A 17,109-nucleotide genomic window follows, 5' to 3' on the forward strand; every position below is an offset into this window, starting at 1 on the left:
TGATTGCGAAATGAGGTGTCGACATGAAAATCGGGGTCCATCCCAACAATCTGCATTTACGGCTCGCCCGGCTCTGGCCCGGCGCTTTCGAGCAATTTAATCCGGAATTCGTGACCTATCGCGAAGGACGCGATACGGCGGCCCTGCTGGAAAAGGGCGACATCCATTTCGGTGGCACCGGCTCGACGCCGCCCATTGAGGCGGATGCGCGCGGGCTTGCGGCGGTCTATATCGCCGCTTCCGCGCCGAGGCCCGCCAATGGCGCGATCCTCGTGCGGCGCGACAGCCCGATCCGTTCTGCCGCTGATCTCTCGGGAAAGCGCATATCGCTGATCGACGGATCGTTTCACACCTATCTTCTGGCCCGTAGCCTGGAAGGGGCCGGTCTTGGTCTTTCGGATGTGACGCGGATTGAAAGCGGTGACAGCGACAGCCTGCTCGACCTCGTGGAAGGCCGTGTCGATGCCTGGGTAACGATGTCGCCACGGCTGGAAAAGGCCCTGACCCATGAGGAGATCAGCCTTCTGGTCCGCTGCGGTTCAACCATTCCCAACCGATCGCTGTTCTGGACGCTGGCGCGTCACAATATAGCGCAGGAGACACGACAGGCGATTGCGGCCGAACTGGACCGCGTCGGCCGGGCCGTCATGGCGGATATCGACACGGCTGCGGCGCTGCTTGCCGCCGAACCGGGCAGTGAGGGTGATGCGGCATCCTGGGCGAAGGTGCTGCGCTCACGCGATCTTTCCGTGGTGCCCGCCGCTGAAAATATCCTTGCCGAACAGCAGGAGGAGGCCGATACGCTTTACAGGCACGGCCATTTCTCTTTACCGGTTCAGACCGGGCAAAACCCGGCCCCGCAATCAGCCAGCGTCGGAGGTGACAGATGAATGTTTTCTGGTACATGTGCGCACCCGATGGCGCTTATCCCTGGCAGCCGGAAGGCTCCCGCAAGGTCGATCTCGGTTATTACAAGCAGCTGGCGCTGGCTTACGATCAGCTGGGTTATACCGGCGCGCTGTTTGCCACCGGCGCGCATGATGTCTGGGTTCTGGCGGGCGCACTGCTCTCCCATACCGAGCGGCTTAAACTGCTGGTTGCCATCCATCCGGGCCTGATTGCGCCGACGCTGCTTGCCAAGATGGCGGCGACGCTCCAGGAGTTTTCGCGCGGCCGCCTGCTGATCAATGTCGTCTCTGGCGATGCGAAGATGCTCGGCGCTTACGGCATGACCATGCCGCATGATGAGCGTTACGACATGGCGGATGAATATCTGCAGATCTGGCACCGGCTTTTCGCCGGCGAGACGGTGGATTTCAAGGGGCGGCATTTCCAGACCGAGGGTGCTAAACTCGCGCTGCCGGTGGGGCAGGGCATAGAACCGCCGCCCTTGTGGTTCGGCGGTTCTTCGGACAAGGCCATCGATGTTGCCGCCAAACATGTCGAGACCTATCTCTCCTGGGGTGAAACGCCCGATCAGATCGGCGCGAAGGTCGATCTCGTCAAGGCGCGGGCGGAACAGCTTGGCCGCGAACTGGAATATGGCATTCGGCTCTATGTCATCGTGCGTGACACCGATGAAGAGGCCTGGGCCGCCGCCGCCGACCTTTACGGGCGCATGGATGAGCGTGCGATTGCCGCCAACCAGCGTTTTGTCGGCAAGACCGATTCCGTCGGCCAGCAGCGCATGACGGCGATGCATGGCGGGCAGAAACCGGAAAACCTGCGCGATCTGGAAATCGCCCCCAATCTCTGGGCCGGCATCGGGCTTGTCCGTCCGGGCCCGGGAACCGCGATTGTCGGTTCGCCGGATACTGTCATCCGCACGCTGGAGGCCTATAAGAAGGCGGGCGTGAACACCTTTATCCTCTCGGGCATGCCATTGCTGGAGGAAGCCTTCCGCTTCGGCGAAAAGGTTCTGCCACGCCTCGATGTATCGCGGGAAGTGTCAGCGGCGAAACAATTCACCTGGTCGACCCTGTTCGACCGCGACCTCTCGGCCAAGGCCTCCTGAGCATGGTGCGGGAGTGGAGAAGAACAACATGACGGCAAGTCCGGCAACAACAATCGCGCAACGGCGCTTCGGTCCACAACGCGTGGCCGAACGGGCGCTTGCCGTTCTGGACAAGGCGCTGGGCGCGATTGCCGCAGCCATCCTTGCAACGCTTCTTGTGGTGGTGCTGGTCAATGTCGCCCTGCGATATCTGTTCCATACCGGTTTCATCGGGGCGGAAGATCTGGGCATCTGGCTCAATGTGGCGATGATCGCAGTCGGCGCGCCGCTCAGCCTCAAGAGCGCTCTGGCCATGCGGCTGGATGTATTCGTGCGCTTCCTGCCGGAACGCTTTCATGCCGCAACCGAAGTTCTGGCCGATGCCTTTTCCTTCGTCGCAGCCCTCATCCTCGCTTTCGGCGGGGTGGAAATTGCGGCCATGCTGGGTGGCACATCGCCAACGCTCGGTCTGCCGGAATGGGTGCGCTTCGGTTTTCTCGGTGCAGGCGGCGCGCTGATCTTTGTCTATCTGGCGCTTCAACGGGTCGGTGAAGGCAAGGCGCTTGCCGTTCTGCTTTCCGTCGCCATCGCGGTGGTTTCTTATGTCGGCCTGCCGGAACTGTTTGTCGATACGAGCCTGCCGCCGAGCCTGTTTCTGGCGCTGACGGCGGCCGTGGGACTGGTTCTGGCCGCACCGCTTGCCCATGCCTTCCTTGCCGCTGCCTATGTGGCGATCGCCTTCGGCAGCACCTTGCCAGAGCCGGCCATCGTGTCCTCGACGGTGACGGGCATGTCGAAATTCCTGCTGCTGGCCATTCCCTTCTTCCTGCTGGCCGGAAGCCTGCTGACGGAATCGGGCGTCGCCAACCAGCTGGTTCGTTTTGCCGCCTCCATGGTCGGCCACCGGCGGGCAGGGCTGGCGCAGACGACGCTTCTGACCAGCGTGCTGTTTTCCGGCGCATCCGGCTCCTCGGTCGCCAATGCCGCCTTCGGGGCTTCCACCTTCCAGCCGGAACTGGTGAAGCACGGCTATCCGCCGGCGCAGGCGGGCGCGATCATTGCCGCTACCTCGGTGCTGGACAATGTCATTCCGCCTTCCATCGCCTTTCTCATCCTCGCAACGGCCACCAATCTGTCGGTCGGCTCGTTGCTGGTCGGTGGCTTCTTCGCGGGCGGACTTATGGCAATCTGCCTTGCGGTGGCGATCCATCTCAGCGTGCGCAGCGTCGATACCCTGCCGCGGGCGACAGGCAGCGAACGCTGGCGTTCGGCCGTGGCCGCGATACCTGCCTTCGGGCTTGGCGTCATCGTGGTGGTCGGCATCCGCATCGGTGTTGTCACCACCACGGAAGCTGCGGCCCTTGCCGCTCTCTACACGCTGTTTCTCGGTTTCGGTTACCGGCTGGGCGCGGGCCGCATTTTCGCGACCTTCCGCCAGTCGGCGGGTGAGGCGGCGGCCATCGGTCTTCTGATCGGCACGGCGGGGCCTTTCGCCTTCCTGCTGGCGGTGGATAATGTCTCCGGCCTCGTCACCGATTTTGTGACGCTTCTGGGCGGCAGCAAGATCGCGGTGCTCCTGCTCTCCAACCTCATCCTGCTCGTGGTTGGTCTGGTGCTGGATATTGGTGCTGCCATCCTGCTGTTCGGGCCGATCCTGCTGCCCGCTGCCGTGGCGGCCGGCATTGATCCCATCCATTTCGGCGTCATTCTCGTGGTCAATCTGATGATCCATGGCCTGACACCGCCGCTCGGCATGCTGATCTTCGTGGTCAGCGGCGTCACCCGCATTCCGGCGACAGCACTTTTCCGGGCCGTCGTTCCCTATCTCGTCTCGCTTCTCGTTTCCCTCGCCATTTTGTGCGCCTGGGCCATTTTCTTCTAAATTTGGGGTTTCAGTCATGACTATTATCGATCGCCGCAATCTCCTCAAACTCTCCGCCATCGGCGCCGCAACGCTCGCCGCCCCCGCCTTCGTGCGCACGGCAAATGCCAGAACCCGCAGCCTCACCGTTGCCTCGCTGTTTGCCGATGACAAGCCCGAGACGAAAATCTGGGTGAAGATCAGCGAGCTGGTGGAGGCGAAGCTGCCCGGCCGTTTCCGTTTCAACATCGTCAAGAGCGGTGCGCTGGGCGGTGAAAAGGAAGTGGCGGAAAATATCCGCCTGGGCTCGGTTCAGGCGAGCCTTTCGACAGTCTCCTCGCTCTCCGGCTGGGTGCCGGAACTGCAGATCCTCGATCTGCCTTTCCTGTTTCGCGATACCGACCATGTGCGCAAGGTGGTGACGGGTGAGACTGGCGCTGATCTGAAGACGAAGCTCGCCGCCCAGCAATTCATCGCTGCCGATTTCATCAATTACGGCGCACGCCATCTTCTGACTAAGGAGCCGGTCACCCGGCCGGAGCAGCTGGAAGGCAAGAAGATCCGCGTCATCCAGAGCCCGCTGCACACCAAGCTGTGGAGCGCCTTCGGCACCACCCCGGTCGGTATTCCGATCACCGAGACCTATAATGCGCTGGCAACCGGCGTGGCTGATGCCATGGATCTCACCAAGTCCGCTTATGCCGGCTTCAAGCTTTACGAGGTCGTGCCCTATCTGACGGAAACCGGCCACATCTGGGCTTCAGGCGTCGTCTATTACGGTGCGACCTTCTGGAACCAGCTGGACGACGAAGAGAAGAATGTTCTCCTTGAAGCATCGAGCGAAGGCGCGCAGTATTTCAACCAGCTGATCGTCGAGGACGAAGTAAAGTCCGTCGAGCTTGCGCTTTCGAAGGGCGGCAAGGTGCTGCAGCCGGAAGCGCTGGACGAATGGCGCAAGGGCGCGCAGGGCGTCTGGCAGGATTTCTCCGGCATTGTTGGCGGCATCGAGAAGATACAGGCTGTGCAGTCGGCCTGATAATACGGCCCATCAAAATCAGGAAACCCCGTGCGTCCTTCGGGCGCACGGGGTTTCTTTTGTTCGGTATCAGTGCGAAGCGCCGGAGCCGCCAACGGCAACGATGGAGTAGGGCTGGCCTTCCACCGCAAGCGTGCGGGTTTCCTTCAGGCTTTCCGCATCCACCACGCGCACCAGCGAATGGCGCGGATCGGAAATTGCCACCTGCCCGTCGGCAACGGCGAGACGCGGACGCGGATCGCGCCAATGGCCATCCTTGCTGTAGGGTTCGGTGACCTTCGCCTTGCGGGTGATGGCGCCTTCCAGCACGTCAAGCACATGCAGGTCGCCATCTTCCGTCAGGATATAGGCATTGCGCGGATTGGCGGGGTCGAGGATGAAATCGACGCGCCGGGTCGGCAACTCCACCAGACGGAAAGCGTCCTTGCTGTCAGGATCGATCAGGACGACCTTGTCTTCACCGTAGTTTCCAAGGAAAAACTGCATGGATTTGCCGCCGAGCAGTGTACCGGTATAGGCTTTCGGAAAATCTTCTGGATAGGCCAGCATTTCGAGCTTCGGGCCATCCGTGCCGCCCGGCCGGGCAACGAGAATGCCTTCCTTGCAGCCAAAAGCCGCAAGCCGTGCGGATGTCGCCTCGCCATGCAGATCGGTGCATGTCGCCTGTTCACCAACCTGCTTGCCTTCCCTGTCAAGAACGCGCAACCCGATGCGGGGCGGCAGCGTGTCGGGTTTGGTTTCGATCTGCGTGTTGGGTACGGATACCAGAACGTAACGGCCCATCGTCACTGCCACGCCGTGATGCGGGGCGGTCGTATCGACAGTGCGGACCTTTGCCTTGCCATCCAGCAGGGCAGCCTCGTCGATGATTTCAGCCTTGCCACCACGGTCGTAGAACAGGATGGCATGATCATCATGCGGCACGACGTGGAACGGGCGTTTGCCTTCGAAGGTAACGGGCAGCAGCGCCGTATCTTCCACATCCAGATCGCGGTGTTCACCGTGGTCGGAAAAGACGATGCCGGTCTTGATCACATGCACGATATCTGAATCTGACTGTGTGGCGAAAACAGTCTTGCCGGAGGCGCTGGCAGTCAGCGCCGCATAGCCCTTCAGGTCGTAGCGTCCGAGTTCCTTACCGGTTTCGAAATTGATCGCGCGCACCACCGGCTGGGTGTGATCGGCAATGAAGAGACGCCATTCCTTGACGCTGTCGCCGCTTTCTTCCGCCTGCGCCACGCCAGAGGCGAGCGGCAGGGTGAGGGCAAGGCACGTGGCAAGCGCGCTCATGCCAAGGTGCTGTTGAAGGGAAAATCTCATGGTGTTCCTTCCAGACGTTATCATCCCCGTGCGGATAAGAACCGGTATCGGTTCTGAAGGATGATTGTAATGTTATTACGTTACGAGATTGCGTATTAGCATTACGTGCGGGGGCGATGTCAACCGATGCCGACGTCTTGGTACGGAAAAATCTGGATGGGGACCGTGAGACGGGAGAAGGGGAGGCGGGTGACGCTTCAGCGTCAGGCCGTATTTCCCGAAGGGCGGTAAAGCCGAATAAAAAAGGCAGGCGCAGCGCTGCGCCTGCCTCCATCAGTTTTAGCGGATATCGTCAGGCAGAACGTCCGAAGGAATGTTCTGATAGGAAACCGGACGCATGAAGCGGCGGATCGACATGGTGCCAACAGAGGTTGCGCCGAAGTTCGTCGATGCCGGGTAAGGGCCGCCATGAACCATGGCTTCGGAGACTTCCACGCCGGTCGGGAAACCGTTGGCGAGAACGCGGCCGGCCTTGCGCTCCAGGATCGGCAGCAGCTTGCGGCCAAGCTCGGCGTCGCCGGCATCCAGATGCAGGGTTGCGGTCAGCTGGCCTTCGAAGCTCTTTGCCACTTCCAGCATTTCTTCCGGGCTATCGACCGTCACGATGAGGCCGAGCGGTCCGAAGACTTCTTCGGCAAGAGCGTGGTTGGCAACCCAGTCCTTGCCGGACACCCGGTACAGATAAGGCGTTGCATTGCGCAGATTGCAGGTGGTGGTCAGCACGTCGCGCACGCCGTTGCCGGCGGCGATACGGTCGCGGCCGTCACGATAGGCAGAAGCGATACCATCCGTCAGCATGACCTGCGGGCCGACTTCGGAAAGCGCGGCACGCGCGGTTTCAGCAACCGCATCCGCCTGCTCGGAGAGAATGACGGCGATGCCGGGATTGGTGCAGAACTGGCCCGCACCCATGGTCAGCGAACCGGCCCAGCCCTTGGCGATGGCCTCGCCACGGGCGGAAACGGCTTCCGGCAGCAGGAACATCGGGTTCACGGAACCGAGTTCGCCGAAGAAGGGGATCGGCTCGGGGCGCTGGGCGCAGAGATCGAACAGCGCGCGGCCGCCGGCGAGCGAACCGGTGAAACCGACCGCCTTGATGCGCGGATGCTGCACGAGCGCGGAACCGACATCGCGGCGGCCGCCCTGGATCAGCGAGAAGACGCCTGGATGCAGATTGTGCTTCTTGACGGCGGCAAGAACGGCTTCCGCAACGATTTCGCCGGTGCCGGGATGGGCGGAATGGCCCTTGACGACGACGGGGCAGCCGGCGGCCAGAGCAGCAGCGGTGTCACCACCGGCCGTGGAGAAGGCGAGCGGGAAGTTCGACGCGCCGAAGACGGCGACGGGGCCGATCGGGCGCTGCATCAGGCGGATATCCGGGCGCGGCAGCGGCTGGCGATCCGGCAGCGCTTCGTCGTGGCGGCGGTCGAGATAGTCACCCTTGCGGATATGCGAGGCGAAAAGGCGGAGCTGGCCAACGGTGCGGCCACGTTCGCCCTGCAGGCGTCCGGCGGGCAGGCCGGTCTCGGACGAGCCGATTTCGGTTATGGCGTCGGCGCGCGCTTCGATCTCATCGGCGATGGTGTCGAGGAATGCGGCGCGCTCTTCGCGGGTGGTGTAGCCGTAGCTCCAGAAGGCTTCTTCAGCAGCTTCCGCAGCCTTGTTCACCAGATCGACCGTGCCGACCGAAAAATCGAAAGCCTCGCCATGTGCAGGCTCGCTGCGGAATTTTGCTTCCGTTGCGACCCATTCTCCTGCAACCAGATGTTTGCCGTGCGGCTTGAAACTCATTGTGCTCTTCCCTGAAAATCTGATCCTGCGTGGAAAATCCACCCGACACCGCGACATGGACCGAAAGGCGACAGCACAAACGCCATCAGCCGCGATCCTCGCCCGGTTGCCTTCTGCCTTAGCCCGTGCGGGGCCTGAGCGAAAGGCGGTTTCTCAACTATTTGACCAAAAAGTGTGATTAATTGGGCGAGACGTGAAAAACACCCGCTTCCGTTTACGCGCACGGCGTTTTATATGACGTCATGATGACAAATAGACTTCCGAAATACATCGCCTGGTCGGTTTTTCTGCTGATCGTGATCGTTACAATCTGTCCCATCGGCTTTCGGCCTCACACGCTGACGACGGTGGGGATAGACCGTGCCGCCGCCTTCGCCTTCTGCTCGGCCGCCTTCGTGTTTGCCTATCCGCGCCACTGGCTCGCCGTCATCGTTGCGGGCGTCACTGCGGCTTTTGGTATCGAGGCGCTGCAGTTTTTGTCGCCCACACGGCATCCGCATCTGATGGACGCCGCGGTGAAAGCCGCCGGCGCCATAGCCGGTGGGCTGGCCGCTCTTTCCTATCTCCAGCTCAGGGCACGATTGACCGCAGGTTCTCTGATCCGTCATTCCGACTCAAGGCCGTGATGACGGACTAAGGAACTCATTCGGCGCTCGTTCCCAGCCCGAAACGGCCATGCGACAGGGTGCGTTCGATGCCGCGCAGCTCCGCTAGCCCCTTAAGGCGGCCGATGGCGGGATAACCGGGCTGCGCGCCCCGCGTCAGGTCGTCGAGGATTTCCTGTCCGTGGTCGGGACGCATCGGAATGGTGTGGTCTTCACGGCCTTCGGCGCGACGGCGGGTTTCCTCCGACAGAAGTGCGGCGATGACGGCGACCATGTCGGTGCCGCCTTCCAGATGTTCGTCCTCGAAGAAGGAGCAGGGCACGGTATCGGTGTCACGCGTCACATTGCGCAGATGCACGAAATGGATGCGATCGGCAAAACGGCTGGCGATGAAGGGCAGGTCGTTATCCGCCCGAGCGCCAAGCGAGCCGGTGCAGAGCGTCACGCCATTGGCGCGGCTGTCGACCTGCGACAGCATATGGGCGTAGTCGTCTTCCGTTGAAAGAATACGCGGCAGGCCGAGCAGCGGCCAAGGCGGATCATCACCATGGGCGCAGATGTTGATGCCCACTTCCTCGGCAACCGGTGTCACCTCGGAGAGAAAGTCGATCAGGTTCTGCTGCAGCCTTTCACGGTTGACGCCGTGATAGGAGCGCAGTTTTTCGAGCAGCTGGGCGAGCGTATAACCATCCGCCGAGCCGGGCAGGCCAGCGCCGATATTGCGCCCGAGCGCGGTGATTTTTGTATCCGGCATCTCGGCGAAGCGTTTTGCCGCTTCCTCCAGCAGCCAGTCCGGATAGTCGGCCCTGGCGTCCGGGCGTTTCAGAATATGAATGTCGAAGGCGGCGAAATCGGGAAGATCGAAGCGCATCGCCTTTGCGCCGTGTCTGGTTTCCCAGCGAAGGTCGGTGCGGGTCCAGTCCAGCACCGGCATGAAATTATAGCAGACGGTACGGATGCCGGAGGCGGAGAGGCGGCGCAGGGTTTCCTGCCAGTTGGCGATGTGATTTTTCCAATCCCCGGTCTGGGTCTTGATATCTTCGGAGACGGGTACGCTTTCAACCACGTCCCAATAAAGCCCGCCGGCCCTGATCGCCTCATGCCGTTTGGTGATTTCGTCCACCGGCCAGACGTCACCGGTGGCGATGTGGTGCAACGCGCTGACGATGCCTTCCGCACCCGCCTGAGCCGCATCCTGAACCGTGACCTTGTCGACTGGGCCGAACCAGCGCCATGTATGTCTCATCTTAAATCCTCAAATATCAGTCTGCTGAAAATGTCAGTTGCACCTTGCAGGCGGCGGAGCGGTCTCCGGCCTGTTCAAAGGCCGCTTTCGCCTCGCCAAGCGGGAAGCTGTGGGAAATGATCGGCCGCACATCGATCCCGTGCGTGGAGATAAGCCCGGCGGCGATGGCGAATTCATCATGGAAACGCTGCGAGCCGCGCCAGAGGATTTCCTTGCCCACCAATGCATTGAGCGGAATGGTGATGTCGCCGGTGACGCCCACCTGTACGATGGTGCCGCGCGGGCGCACGCAGGCAAAGGCGGTTCGAAGGGCGGGGCCGGCGGCGGAGCAATCGAAAATGACGTCGAAATAACCTTTGTTGTCCTGATAGGGCAAAAGCGCCTCCGCGTCCTTCGCGACATTGATGGTGCGGTCGGCACCCATCGCGGGTGCGCGTTCCAGCGCGGCATCGGTGAGATCGGTGGCGACGATGGTGCCGGCGCCGGCATGGCGGGCGGCGGCAATGGTCAGAAGGCCGATGGGACCGGCGCCGGTGACCAGCACCTTCGCACCTGTCAGATCGCCGGCCTGGGCAACTGCATGCAGGCAGACGGCGAGCGGTTCGGTGCAGGCGGCCTCGGCGGGCGAGGTCGCGTCTGAAAATGTTGCGCATTGTTTTGCCGGAACCACCAGCCGGTCGCGGAACATGCCCTGCTCATGTGGCAGGCGCATGGCACTGCCCATGAAGCGCATCTCGAGGCAATGGATCGGCTGGCCCTTCAGGCAGAACTGGCAATGGCCGCAGGGCTGCGACGGATTGACAGCGACGAGCTGGCCGATGGCGAGCCCGCTGGCGCCAGCGCCCAAAGCCGCGATATGGCCGGATGCCTCGTGACCGCAGATGATCGGCTCGCGCACCCGCACCGGGCCGAAACCGCCATCCTGATAATAATGCAGATCGGAGCCGCAGATGCCGCCTGCCGCCATGGTGAGCAGCACTTCGCCGGGGCCGGGAGCCACAAGCTCCTGGGTTTCGACGCGGATGTCCTTAACGCCGTGTAGACGTGCCACGCGTGTCTGCATGACGATGCCCTCATTTATGGGTGTTTTATGGATGAACCCGCGCGGCGAACCGCGCGGGCAATGATGTTTGCGTCAGCGGATCAGGCCCATTTCGGTCGGCAGCCACAAGGTGATTGCCGGAATGAAGGTGATCAGCAGCAGCGCCACGAACAGCGGCACCAGCCACGGCAGGATGGCGATGGTGGTGCGCTCGACGGAGAGTTTCGCCACGCGCGAGAGCACGAACAGCACCATGCCGAGCGGCGGATGCAGCAGCCCTATCATCAGGTTGAGCGTGATGATCAGGCCGAAATGCACCGGGTCGATATTGAATTGCAGCACCAGCGGCAACAGGATCGGCACGAGGATGGTGATCGCCGCGATCGTATCGAGGAAGCAGCCGACGAACAGCATCAGGAGGTTGACCAGCACGAGGAATATCCACTTGCTGTCGGTGATCGTCAGGATCGCCGCCGACAGAAGCTGTGCGGCCTGACTGACGGTCAGCAGCCATGCGAAGACGGAGGCCGCCGCGACGATGAAGAGCACCGAAGCGGTCGTTTCGATGGTGTCGAAGGTCGATTTTGCCAGCGTCTTGAAGGTCATCGTCCGGTAACGGACGAGCCCGAGGAACAGCGACCACAGAACGGCGGCAACGGCGGCTTCCGTTGGCGTGAACCAGCCCATGGTCATGCCGCCTATCAGGATGACAGGCGTCATCAGCGCCATCACGGCGGAGAAGTCGAAATACCAGTCGCAGGCGAGCAGGATGACCAGCACGATCAGGATCGACAGGTTGAGCGACAGGCCGAATGCCGTGAGGATATAGATGCCGAGCGGCACCATCATCACCACGAAGACTTCTATCGATGCGCCGAAGATGGTTCTGAGGCTGAACGGCGTGTCGGAGCCCCAGCCCTTGATATAAGCGAAGACCGCAACCGTGATCATCATCAACAGCGTCATGACGACGCCCGGGACGATGCCGGCCATGAACAGTGCGCCGATCGAGACATTCGCCATCATGCCGTAGATGACGAAGGGCAGCGATGGCGGGAAGATCGGCCCGAGCGTCGCGGAGGCGGCAGTAACGCCGACGGCCGCTTCGACCGGATAACCGTGGTCCTTCATGGCCTTGATTTCGATGGTGCCGATCCCGGCCGCATCGGCAAGTGCTGTGCCGGACATGCCGGAAAAAATCACCGAGCCGATGATGTTGACCTGCGCGAGACCACCCTTCATCCAGCCGACCAGTGCGACGGCGAAGGAATAGATGCGTCCGGTCACCCCTGCCGTGTTCATGAGATTGCCGGCAAGGATGAAGAAGGGAACGGCCAGAAGCGGGAAGCTTTCCACACCGGCGATCAGGCGCTGCGCCGCGATGATATCAGGCGCGACGTTGTAGAACACGATATAGAGCAGCGACGCCGAGGCCATGGAAATGGCGACCGGCAGGCCGATTACCATCAGCAGAAGAAATGAGCCGATAAGAAGCAGCATCTGATCAATCCCCCGCGCTCTGGAATTCTTCGGGCCGTTCCAGAACGGAATAGCCGCGCTGCATATTGGCGATGAACACCTGCACGGACCGGAAGAACATCAAGACAAATGCCGCCAGAACCGTGTAGAAAACGATGTTGCGCGGCAGCGCCACGGTGACCATTTCCTCATCCGCGACAATTTCCAGATAACGCCACATCAGCCAGGACGTGTAGGCGAAGAACAGGATGCGCAGCACATCGACAAGGATCGACATGGCGCGGGCCACCTGCGGCGGCACATAGTGATAAAGCACATCCACCTGAATGTGGCGCGACATACGCACGCACATGACCGACCCTAAAAACACCACGCCGATCAGGCAGTTGACGGCGATTTCTTCCGTCCAGGCGTAACTGTTGTTGAGCACGTAGCGGGTGAAGAACTGAAGGAACACGCAGCCCGTCATCAGCCAGAAAAGGCCGAGCGTGACCCAGTCCTCGAATGAATAGACCTTGAGATCGACCTCGGGCGGCGCCTCATCGAACGTATGGGCGAGTTCCTCAGGGGTGACCTGAGTATGGATTTCCTGCGACATTGAGATATCCCGTCTGGAGAGAAAGGGCGGTGCGGCAAAGAAGCCGCACCGGATCTTGGCTCACTTGACGGCGCGAATGGCTTCCCAGTCGGCCTTGTCGTAACCGAAGTCCTCGAACTTCACTTTTTCGATGACGTTCTTTTCGAAGTCGGCCTTGTCGACTTCGGCAACGGTCAGGCCGCGCTTCTTGAAGTCTTCGACGAGGCTTTTCTCGCGTTCATCGATGGTCTTGGTGGTCCGCTCGGCGGCTTCCTGCATGACTTCGGTGAAGATTTTCTTGTCGTCATCGGAGAGCTGCGACCAGAGGTTCTTCGAGATCACCGTGTTGAGGTGGTCAACGATGTGGCCGGTCAGGACGATGTTCTTCTGCACTTCGAAGAACTTCTTCGCCTCGATGGTGGTCAGCGGATTTTCCTGCGCATCGACGGTGCCGTTCTGCAGCGCCAGATAGACTTCCGCGAAGGCAATCGGCGTGGTGTTGGCGCCGCAGGCGCGCGGCATGGCCAGATAGGCCGGAACGTCGGGAACGCGCATCTTCAGGCCCGCCATGTCGGCGCAGGCGGCAATCGGCTTGTTGGATGTGGTGTGGCGCGTGCCGTAATAGCTGACGGCGGCGATGTGGTTGCCGGTCTTGTCTTCATAACCCTTGGCGAGGCGCTTGAAGATATCGCTCTTGGTATAGGCGATCAGATGGCTCGGATCGCGGAAGATGTAAGGGAAATAGGTGACGCCGATCGGCTTGAAATCACGTGCGGCAAAGCTCGAACCGGAGATGATGATGTCAACGGTGCCGATCTTCAGGCCTTGATTGATATCGGCTTCCTTGCCAAGCTGCGAGGCGGGGAAAACATCCACCTTGTAACGGCCATCGGTGCGCTTGGCGATCTCTTCCGCCGCCCAGACCGAATCGGTGTGGAACGGTTCGGAAGTCTCGTAGACATGCGCCCATTTCAGCGTGGTCTGTGCCTGCGCCGCCAGGGCGGAAAGCAGGATGGCGGCTGTTGCGCCCATCAAAGTCGACAATCTGATTTTCATTCTTAACTCCTCCCGAATTAAAGCCAGATGTGCTGTTTTTTCCGTTGCCGGTTGCGGCGACGGTCACTCTTCCCCGATTGTTTCCTCCCCGAAACTCTCGGAAAATCTCTTTTGCGACAGCGTCAGATGCTGCCGCATCGCCTCGCGGGCACCTTCCGGGTCGTTGGCGGCAATGGCGTCGCGGATTGCGCGGTGCTCCTGCACGGCGAGGTTCCATGTGTGCGGTCCCTCGAAATAGCTGGCGAGCTTTTCGAAAAAGGGTGACAGGCTGCGCTCGTCATAGATCAGGCCGGTAAAGCGATTGAGCGCCGAATTGCCGATGATATCGGCAATCGCGGTGTGGAAGGCCCGGTCGAAATTGAGCGCCTGTGGCGAGCTGTCGAGCGCGCCGGCCATGCGTTCGATGATATCATCGAGCTTGGCGATGCATTCCGGTGTGGCAAGCCGTGCGGCCTCTTCCGCAATCGCACTTTCGATGATGCAGCGCGCCTGCAGGATTTCGAATGGCCCATGCGCATCCGGCATTGGCGGCTTTTGCGCGTCCGGTTTGCGCGATGCGTTTACATAAACGCCCGAACCCATGCGGATGTGGATATGACCTTCCACTTCCAGAACGATCAGCGCCTCCCGCACTGTCGGGCGGGATACGCCGAAGCGTTCGGCAAGGTCGCGTTCCGCCGGCAGGCGCTGACCATCCGTCAGTTCCCCGCTCTCGATGAGCAAGCGAATTTGTTCCGCGACCAGCCGGTAAAGGCGGCGCGGCTCCAGAGCCACAAACATGATATCCTCCCAGCGCGAAAGTCTCCCCCCTTCGCGCAAGCGGTAAGATTGTCTTACCAATTTTATTAGGGAACATTTATGCGGTGCTGTCAATCGGACCGTGAGTGGAAAATTGCCTTGCTCCAGATCGAAGAATGTTGGACGCAAGAAACGGGTGGAGACGAACGCGCTTTAGTGGTTTTGTGTGAGGCGTTAGGAGAAATGCAATGAACGCCAACATCATGCTGAATGAAGACATCACCCCCATCGGCACCGATTACGAGACGGTACGCGGGGTTATCGAGCTTTTGACGCTGGATTATCGCGAGCAGCCCTCCCTCGAAGCCATTGCCGCAAGGCTCGGCCAGTCGCCGACGCAATTGCAGAAAACCTTCACCCGCTGGGCCGGTCTGTCGCCCAAGGCATTCCTGCAGGCCGTGACGCTCGATCATGCCAAGAGGTTGCTGCGCGAGGAAGATCTACCGCTGCTCGAAACCTCGATCGAGGTTGGCATGTCGGGGCCGGGCCGCCTGCACGATCTGTTCGTCACCCATGAGGCCATGTCGCCCGGCGAATGGAAGGCCAAGGGCGGCGGGCTGACGATCCGCTACGGTTTCCACGCTTCGCCCTTCGGTCTTGCATTGGTCATGGTGACGGATCGAGGCCTTGCCGGCTGCGCTTTTGCCGATCCGGGCGAAGAAAGGGCCTGTTTCGAAGATATGGCCGGCCGCTGGCCGAATGCCGATTATGTCGAAGATCGCGAGGCGACCGCATCTTACGCCGCCCGTATTTTCGAACCGTCTTTATGGCAGTCGGACAGGCCGCTGCGTGTCGTGCTGCTCGGCACGGATTTTCAGGTGCGGGTGTGGGAAAGCCTGCTGAAAATCCCGATGGGTCGCGCCGTCACCTATTCCCACATCGCCTGTGATATCGGTCAGCCCACAGCATCCCGCGCCGTGGGTGCCGCGGTCGGCGCCAACCCGGTCTCCTTCGTTGTCCCCTGCCACCGTGCCGTCGGCAAAAGCGGGGCGCTGACGGGTTATCACTGGGGGCTGACCCGCAAGCGGGCGATGCTTGGTTGGGAGACGGGTAAGGTTTGAGAGAGACCTGGATTGTCTTTGCCGAACTTTCGTACCACTTCCGTCATTCCGGCCTTGAGCCGGAATCCAGCCGGCGTGCGTCTGCGCGACGGAAAGAGTCTTTTCAGCCCAAGGACTTGGGCTGGCTGGATACCGGCTCAAGGCCGGTATGACGGGGAGAATAAAACCGAGAAGGCCTCAACTCAGTCCCGCAATGGCAGGGTGTTTTAAGCGTGAAGCCTAAACCAGCTCCATCAACGCCCGCGCCGCCGCCTCATCGGTGATCAGCGTGTTGCAGCCGGTGCGTTTGATGGTGGCGCGGATGGCGATGGCGCGGTGGGCGCCGCCAGAGGCGAGAACGATGTGTTTGGCCTTGCGCAGCGTATCGAGATCGATCGCCATGGCGCGCTCGTTGATCGGGTGGTCGACGGAGCGGCCTTCCGCATCGATGAAGTTAAACATGGTATCGCAGACGCAGCCGGCATCGATGAGTTCGCGCAGCGTCTCCTTCGAAATGAAACCTTCCGACAGCGATGTGGAATGCGGGCCGATATCGCCGCAGGAAACGATGGCAAGGTCCAGCGTCTCGGCCAGATCGTAAAGTGTGGCGAGCCCGCATTTTTCGATCAGTGCCCGTTTGGTCTCAACGGAATCCACCAGCAGCGGTGCCAGAAACATGTAACATTCGGCCCCAAGCGCGCTTGCCAGCCGCCAGGTGTAGTCGAGGGGGTTGGTCTGGTGCACGGCGACGATACCGCCGAGCAGCGAGACGACCTTGCAGTTTTCCCGGCGCGGCGGACGAAAGCTGGAAAGCGAGGCGGTCATGGTGCGGCCCCAGCCGACACCGATGGTGGCGCCGTTCGGCACCACCTCGGAGAGGAATTGCCCAAGTGCCAGACCGACCGCCTTGGCGGTGCTTTCGGCGCTTGCCTTCTCGGGACAGGGGATGATGACGGCCTCATCCAGCCCGTAGGCCGCTTCCAGCTGGCCGGCCAGCGCCACGAAATCCTCGATGCCCTCATTGATCCAGATCTGCACTTCCGAGCGTTTCATCGCCTCGTCGAGCAGGCGGATGACGGTGGAGCGGCTGATCCCCAGTTTTTCGGCGACGTCTTTTTGCGTCATGCCCTGGTTATAATAAAGCCAAGCGGCGCGCAGCCTCAGCGATGCCGCTTCCGAATAGGCCGTATGGGTTTCTCTTCTCAGTTTCGCCACGGTTTCCGCCATTCTCTTTATCGTACGGAGTATCGCAGGCGTGAAACTTA

15 protein-coding genes are annotated in these 17,109 nt (G+C 61.1%); 6 read left to right on the plus strand and 9 right to left on the minus strand.

What is annotated here, in order from left to right; genetic code table 11:
• Positions 1 to 23 precede the first annotated feature (23 nt).
• The 4 genes from M0412_RS16760 to M0412_RS16775 are packed head-to-tail and all read left to right on the plus strand — an operon-like array spanning position 24 to position 4,890.
• Entirely contained in the window at positions 24 to 890 is an 867-nt protein-coding gene (locus tag M0412_RS16760; protein WP_269699448.1) for an ABC transporter substrate-binding protein, read from the plus strand.
• Entirely contained in the window at positions 887 to 2,014 is a 1,128-nt protein-coding gene (locus M0412_RS16765) for an LLM class flavin-dependent oxidoreductase (protein ID WP_269699450.1), read from the plus strand. Before M0412_RS16760 ends, M0412_RS16765 begins: the two co-directional genes overlap by 4 nt.
• Positions 2,015 to 2,042: 28 nt before the next feature.
• The gene (locus M0412_RS16770) at positions 2,043 to 3,875 is read left to right on the plus strand and encodes a TRAP transporter large permease subunit (protein ID WP_269699451.1); all 1,833 of its coding nucleotides are present in this window, start codon (positions 2,043 to 2,045) and stop codon (positions 3,873 to 3,875) included.
• Positions 3,876 to 3,891: 16 nt separating this feature from the next.
• Positions 3,892 to 4,890, plus strand: coding sequence for a TRAP transporter substrate-binding protein (locus tag M0412_RS16775; RefSeq protein ID WP_269699452.1), 999 nt, complete (start codon positions 3,892 to 3,894; stop codon positions 4,888 to 4,890).
• A gap of 69 nt (positions 4,891 to 4,959) precedes the next feature.
• On the opposite strand, the gene aztD is transcribed toward M0412_RS16775, so the two are convergent.
• Together aztD and M0412_RS16785 are read right to left on the minus strand one after the other, a co-directional pair.
• The gene (gene aztD / locus M0412_RS16780; protein WP_269699453.1) at positions 4,960 to 6,210 is read right to left on the minus strand and encodes a zinc metallochaperone AztD; all 1,251 of its coding nucleotides are present in this window, start codon (positions 6,208 to 6,210) and stop codon (positions 4,960 to 4,962) included.
• A gap of 279 nt (positions 6,211 to 6,489) precedes the next feature.
• Complete coding sequence (locus M0412_RS16785) at positions 6,490 to 8,001, minus strand: aldehyde dehydrogenase (NADP(+)) (protein ID WP_127755851.1); 1,512 nt, start codon at positions 7,999 to 8,001, stop codon at positions 6,490 to 6,492.
• 245 nt (positions 8,002 to 8,246) lie between these two features.
• Here M0412_RS16785 and M0412_RS16790 point away from each other — a divergent pair, with 245 nt between their 5' ends.
• Complete coding sequence (locus M0412_RS16790) at positions 8,247 to 8,627, plus strand: antibiotic resistance protein VanZ (RefSeq protein ID WP_269699454.1); 381 nt, start codon at positions 8,247 to 8,249, stop codon at positions 8,625 to 8,627.
• A 16-nt stretch (positions 8,628 to 8,643) separates the two neighbouring features.
• Here M0412_RS16790 and uxuA read toward each other — a convergent pair whose 3' ends face one another.
• The 6 genes from uxuA to M0412_RS16820 all read right to left on the minus strand — a co-directional run bounded on the left by uxuA (position 8,644) and on the right by M0412_RS16820 (position 14,786).
• Positions 8,644 to 9,852 carry a mannonate dehydratase gene (gene uxuA / locus M0412_RS16795; RefSeq protein WP_269699455.1) on the minus strand — a complete coding sequence of 403 codons (1,209 nt, stop codon included), beginning with the start codon at positions 9,850 to 9,852 and terminating at the stop codon, positions 8,644 to 8,646.
• A gap of 16 nt (positions 9,853 to 9,868) precedes the next feature.
• Positions 9,869 to 10,915, minus strand: coding sequence for an L-idonate 5-dehydrogenase (locus M0412_RS16800; protein WP_142842743.1), 1,047 nt, complete (start codon positions 10,913 to 10,915; stop codon positions 9,869 to 9,871).
• Positions 10,916 to 10,987: 72 nt separating this feature from the next.
• Positions 10,988 to 12,394: a TRAP transporter large permease gene (locus tag M0412_RS16805; RefSeq protein ID WP_142842744.1), complete on the minus strand. Its 1,407-nt coding sequence runs from the start codon at positions 12,392 to 12,394 to the stop codon at positions 10,988 to 10,990.
• Positions 12,395 to 12,398: 4 nt separating this feature from the next.
• Positions 12,399 to 12,971: a TRAP transporter small permease gene (locus M0412_RS16810; protein WP_020809476.1), complete on the minus strand. Its 573-nt coding sequence runs from the start codon at positions 12,969 to 12,971 to the stop codon at positions 12,399 to 12,401.
• 60 nt (positions 12,972 to 13,031) lie between these two features.
• Positions 13,032 to 14,006, minus strand: a complete 975-nt coding sequence (locus M0412_RS16815; RefSeq protein WP_110760313.1) for a sialic acid TRAP transporter substrate-binding protein SiaP — start codon at positions 14,004 to 14,006, stop codon at positions 13,032 to 13,034.
• A 63-nt stretch (positions 14,007 to 14,069) separates the two neighbouring features.
• Complete coding sequence (locus tag M0412_RS16820; protein WP_142842745.1) at positions 14,070 to 14,786, minus strand: FadR/GntR family transcriptional regulator; 717 nt, start codon at positions 14,784 to 14,786, stop codon at positions 14,070 to 14,072.
• 206 nt (positions 14,787 to 14,992) lie between these two features.
• On the opposite strand from M0412_RS16820, the gene M0412_RS16825 reads away from it, so the two are divergent.
• Entirely contained in the window at positions 14,993 to 15,865 is an 873-nt protein-coding gene (locus M0412_RS16825) for a bifunctional helix-turn-helix domain-containing protein/methylated-DNA--[protein]-cysteine S-methyltransferase (protein WP_142842746.1), read from the plus strand.
• A 219-nt stretch (positions 15,866 to 16,084) separates the two neighbouring features.
• On the opposite strand, the gene M0412_RS16830 is transcribed toward M0412_RS16825, so the two are convergent.
• Positions 16,085 to 17,071 carry a sugar-binding transcriptional regulator gene (locus M0412_RS16830; protein ID WP_142842747.1) on the minus strand — a complete coding sequence of 329 codons (987 nt, stop codon included), beginning with the start codon at positions 17,069 to 17,071 and terminating at the stop codon, positions 16,085 to 16,087.
• Between the last annotated feature and the right edge of the window lie 38 nt (positions 17,072 to 17,109).

This window comes from Agrobacterium sp. O3.4 (assembly GCF_041414895.1).
Taxonomy (GTDB): domain Bacteria; phylum Pseudomonadota; class Alphaproteobacteria; order Rhizobiales; family Rhizobiaceae; genus Agrobacterium; species Agrobacterium cucumeris.

Coding starts and splice junctions, on each gene's coding strand:
- M0412_RS16760 (WP_269699448.1), top strand. CDS start 24: ATGAAAATCGGGGTCCATCCCAACAATCTGCATTTACGGCTCGCCCGG.
- M0412_RS16765 (WP_269699450.1), top strand. CDS start 887: ATGAATGTTTTCTGGTACATGTGCGCACCCGATGGCGCTTATCCCTGG.
- M0412_RS16770 (WP_269699451.1), top strand. CDS start 2,043: ATGACGGCAAGTCCGGCAACAACAATCGCGCAACGGCGCTTCGGTCCA.
- M0412_RS16775 (WP_269699452.1), top strand. CDS start 3,892: ATGACTATTATCGATCGCCGCAATCTCCTCAAACTCTCCGCCATCGGC.
- aztD (WP_269699453.1), bottom strand. CDS start 6,210: ATGAGATTTTCCCTTCAACAGCACCTTGGCATGAGCGCGCTTGCCACG.
- M0412_RS16785 (WP_127755851.1), bottom strand. CDS start 8,001: ATGAGTTTCAAGCCGCACGGCAAACATCTGGTTGCAGGAGAATGGGTC.
- M0412_RS16790 (WP_269699454.1), top strand. CDS start 8,247: ATGACAAATAGACTTCCGAAATACATCGCCTGGTCGGTTTTTCTGCTG.
- uxuA (WP_269699455.1), bottom strand. CDS start 9,852: ATGAGACATACATGGCGCTGGTTCGGCCCAGTCGACAAGGTCACGGTT.
- M0412_RS16800 (WP_142842743.1), bottom strand. CDS start 10,915: ATGCAGACACGCGTGGCACGTCTACACGGCGTTAAGGACATCCGCGTC.
- M0412_RS16805 (WP_142842744.1), bottom strand. CDS start 12,394: ATGCTGCTTCTTATCGGCTCATTTCTTCTGCTGATGGTAATCGGCCTG.
- M0412_RS16810 (WP_020809476.1), bottom strand. CDS start 12,971: ATGTCGCAGGAAATCCATACTCAGGTCACCCCTGAGGAACTCGCCCAT.
- M0412_RS16815 (WP_110760313.1), bottom strand. CDS start 14,006: ATGAAAATCAGATTGTCGACTTTGATGGGCGCAACAGCCGCCATCCTG.
- M0412_RS16820 (WP_142842745.1), bottom strand. CDS start 14,786: ATGTTTGTGGCTCTGGAGCCGCGCCGCCTTTACCGGCTGGTCGCGGAA.
- M0412_RS16825 (WP_142842746.1), top strand. CDS start 14,993: ATGAACGCCAACATCATGCTGAATGAAGACATCACCCCCATCGGCACC.
- M0412_RS16830 (WP_142842747.1), bottom strand. CDS start 17,071: ATGGCGGAAACCGTGGCGAAACTGAGAAGAGAAACCCATACGGCCTAT.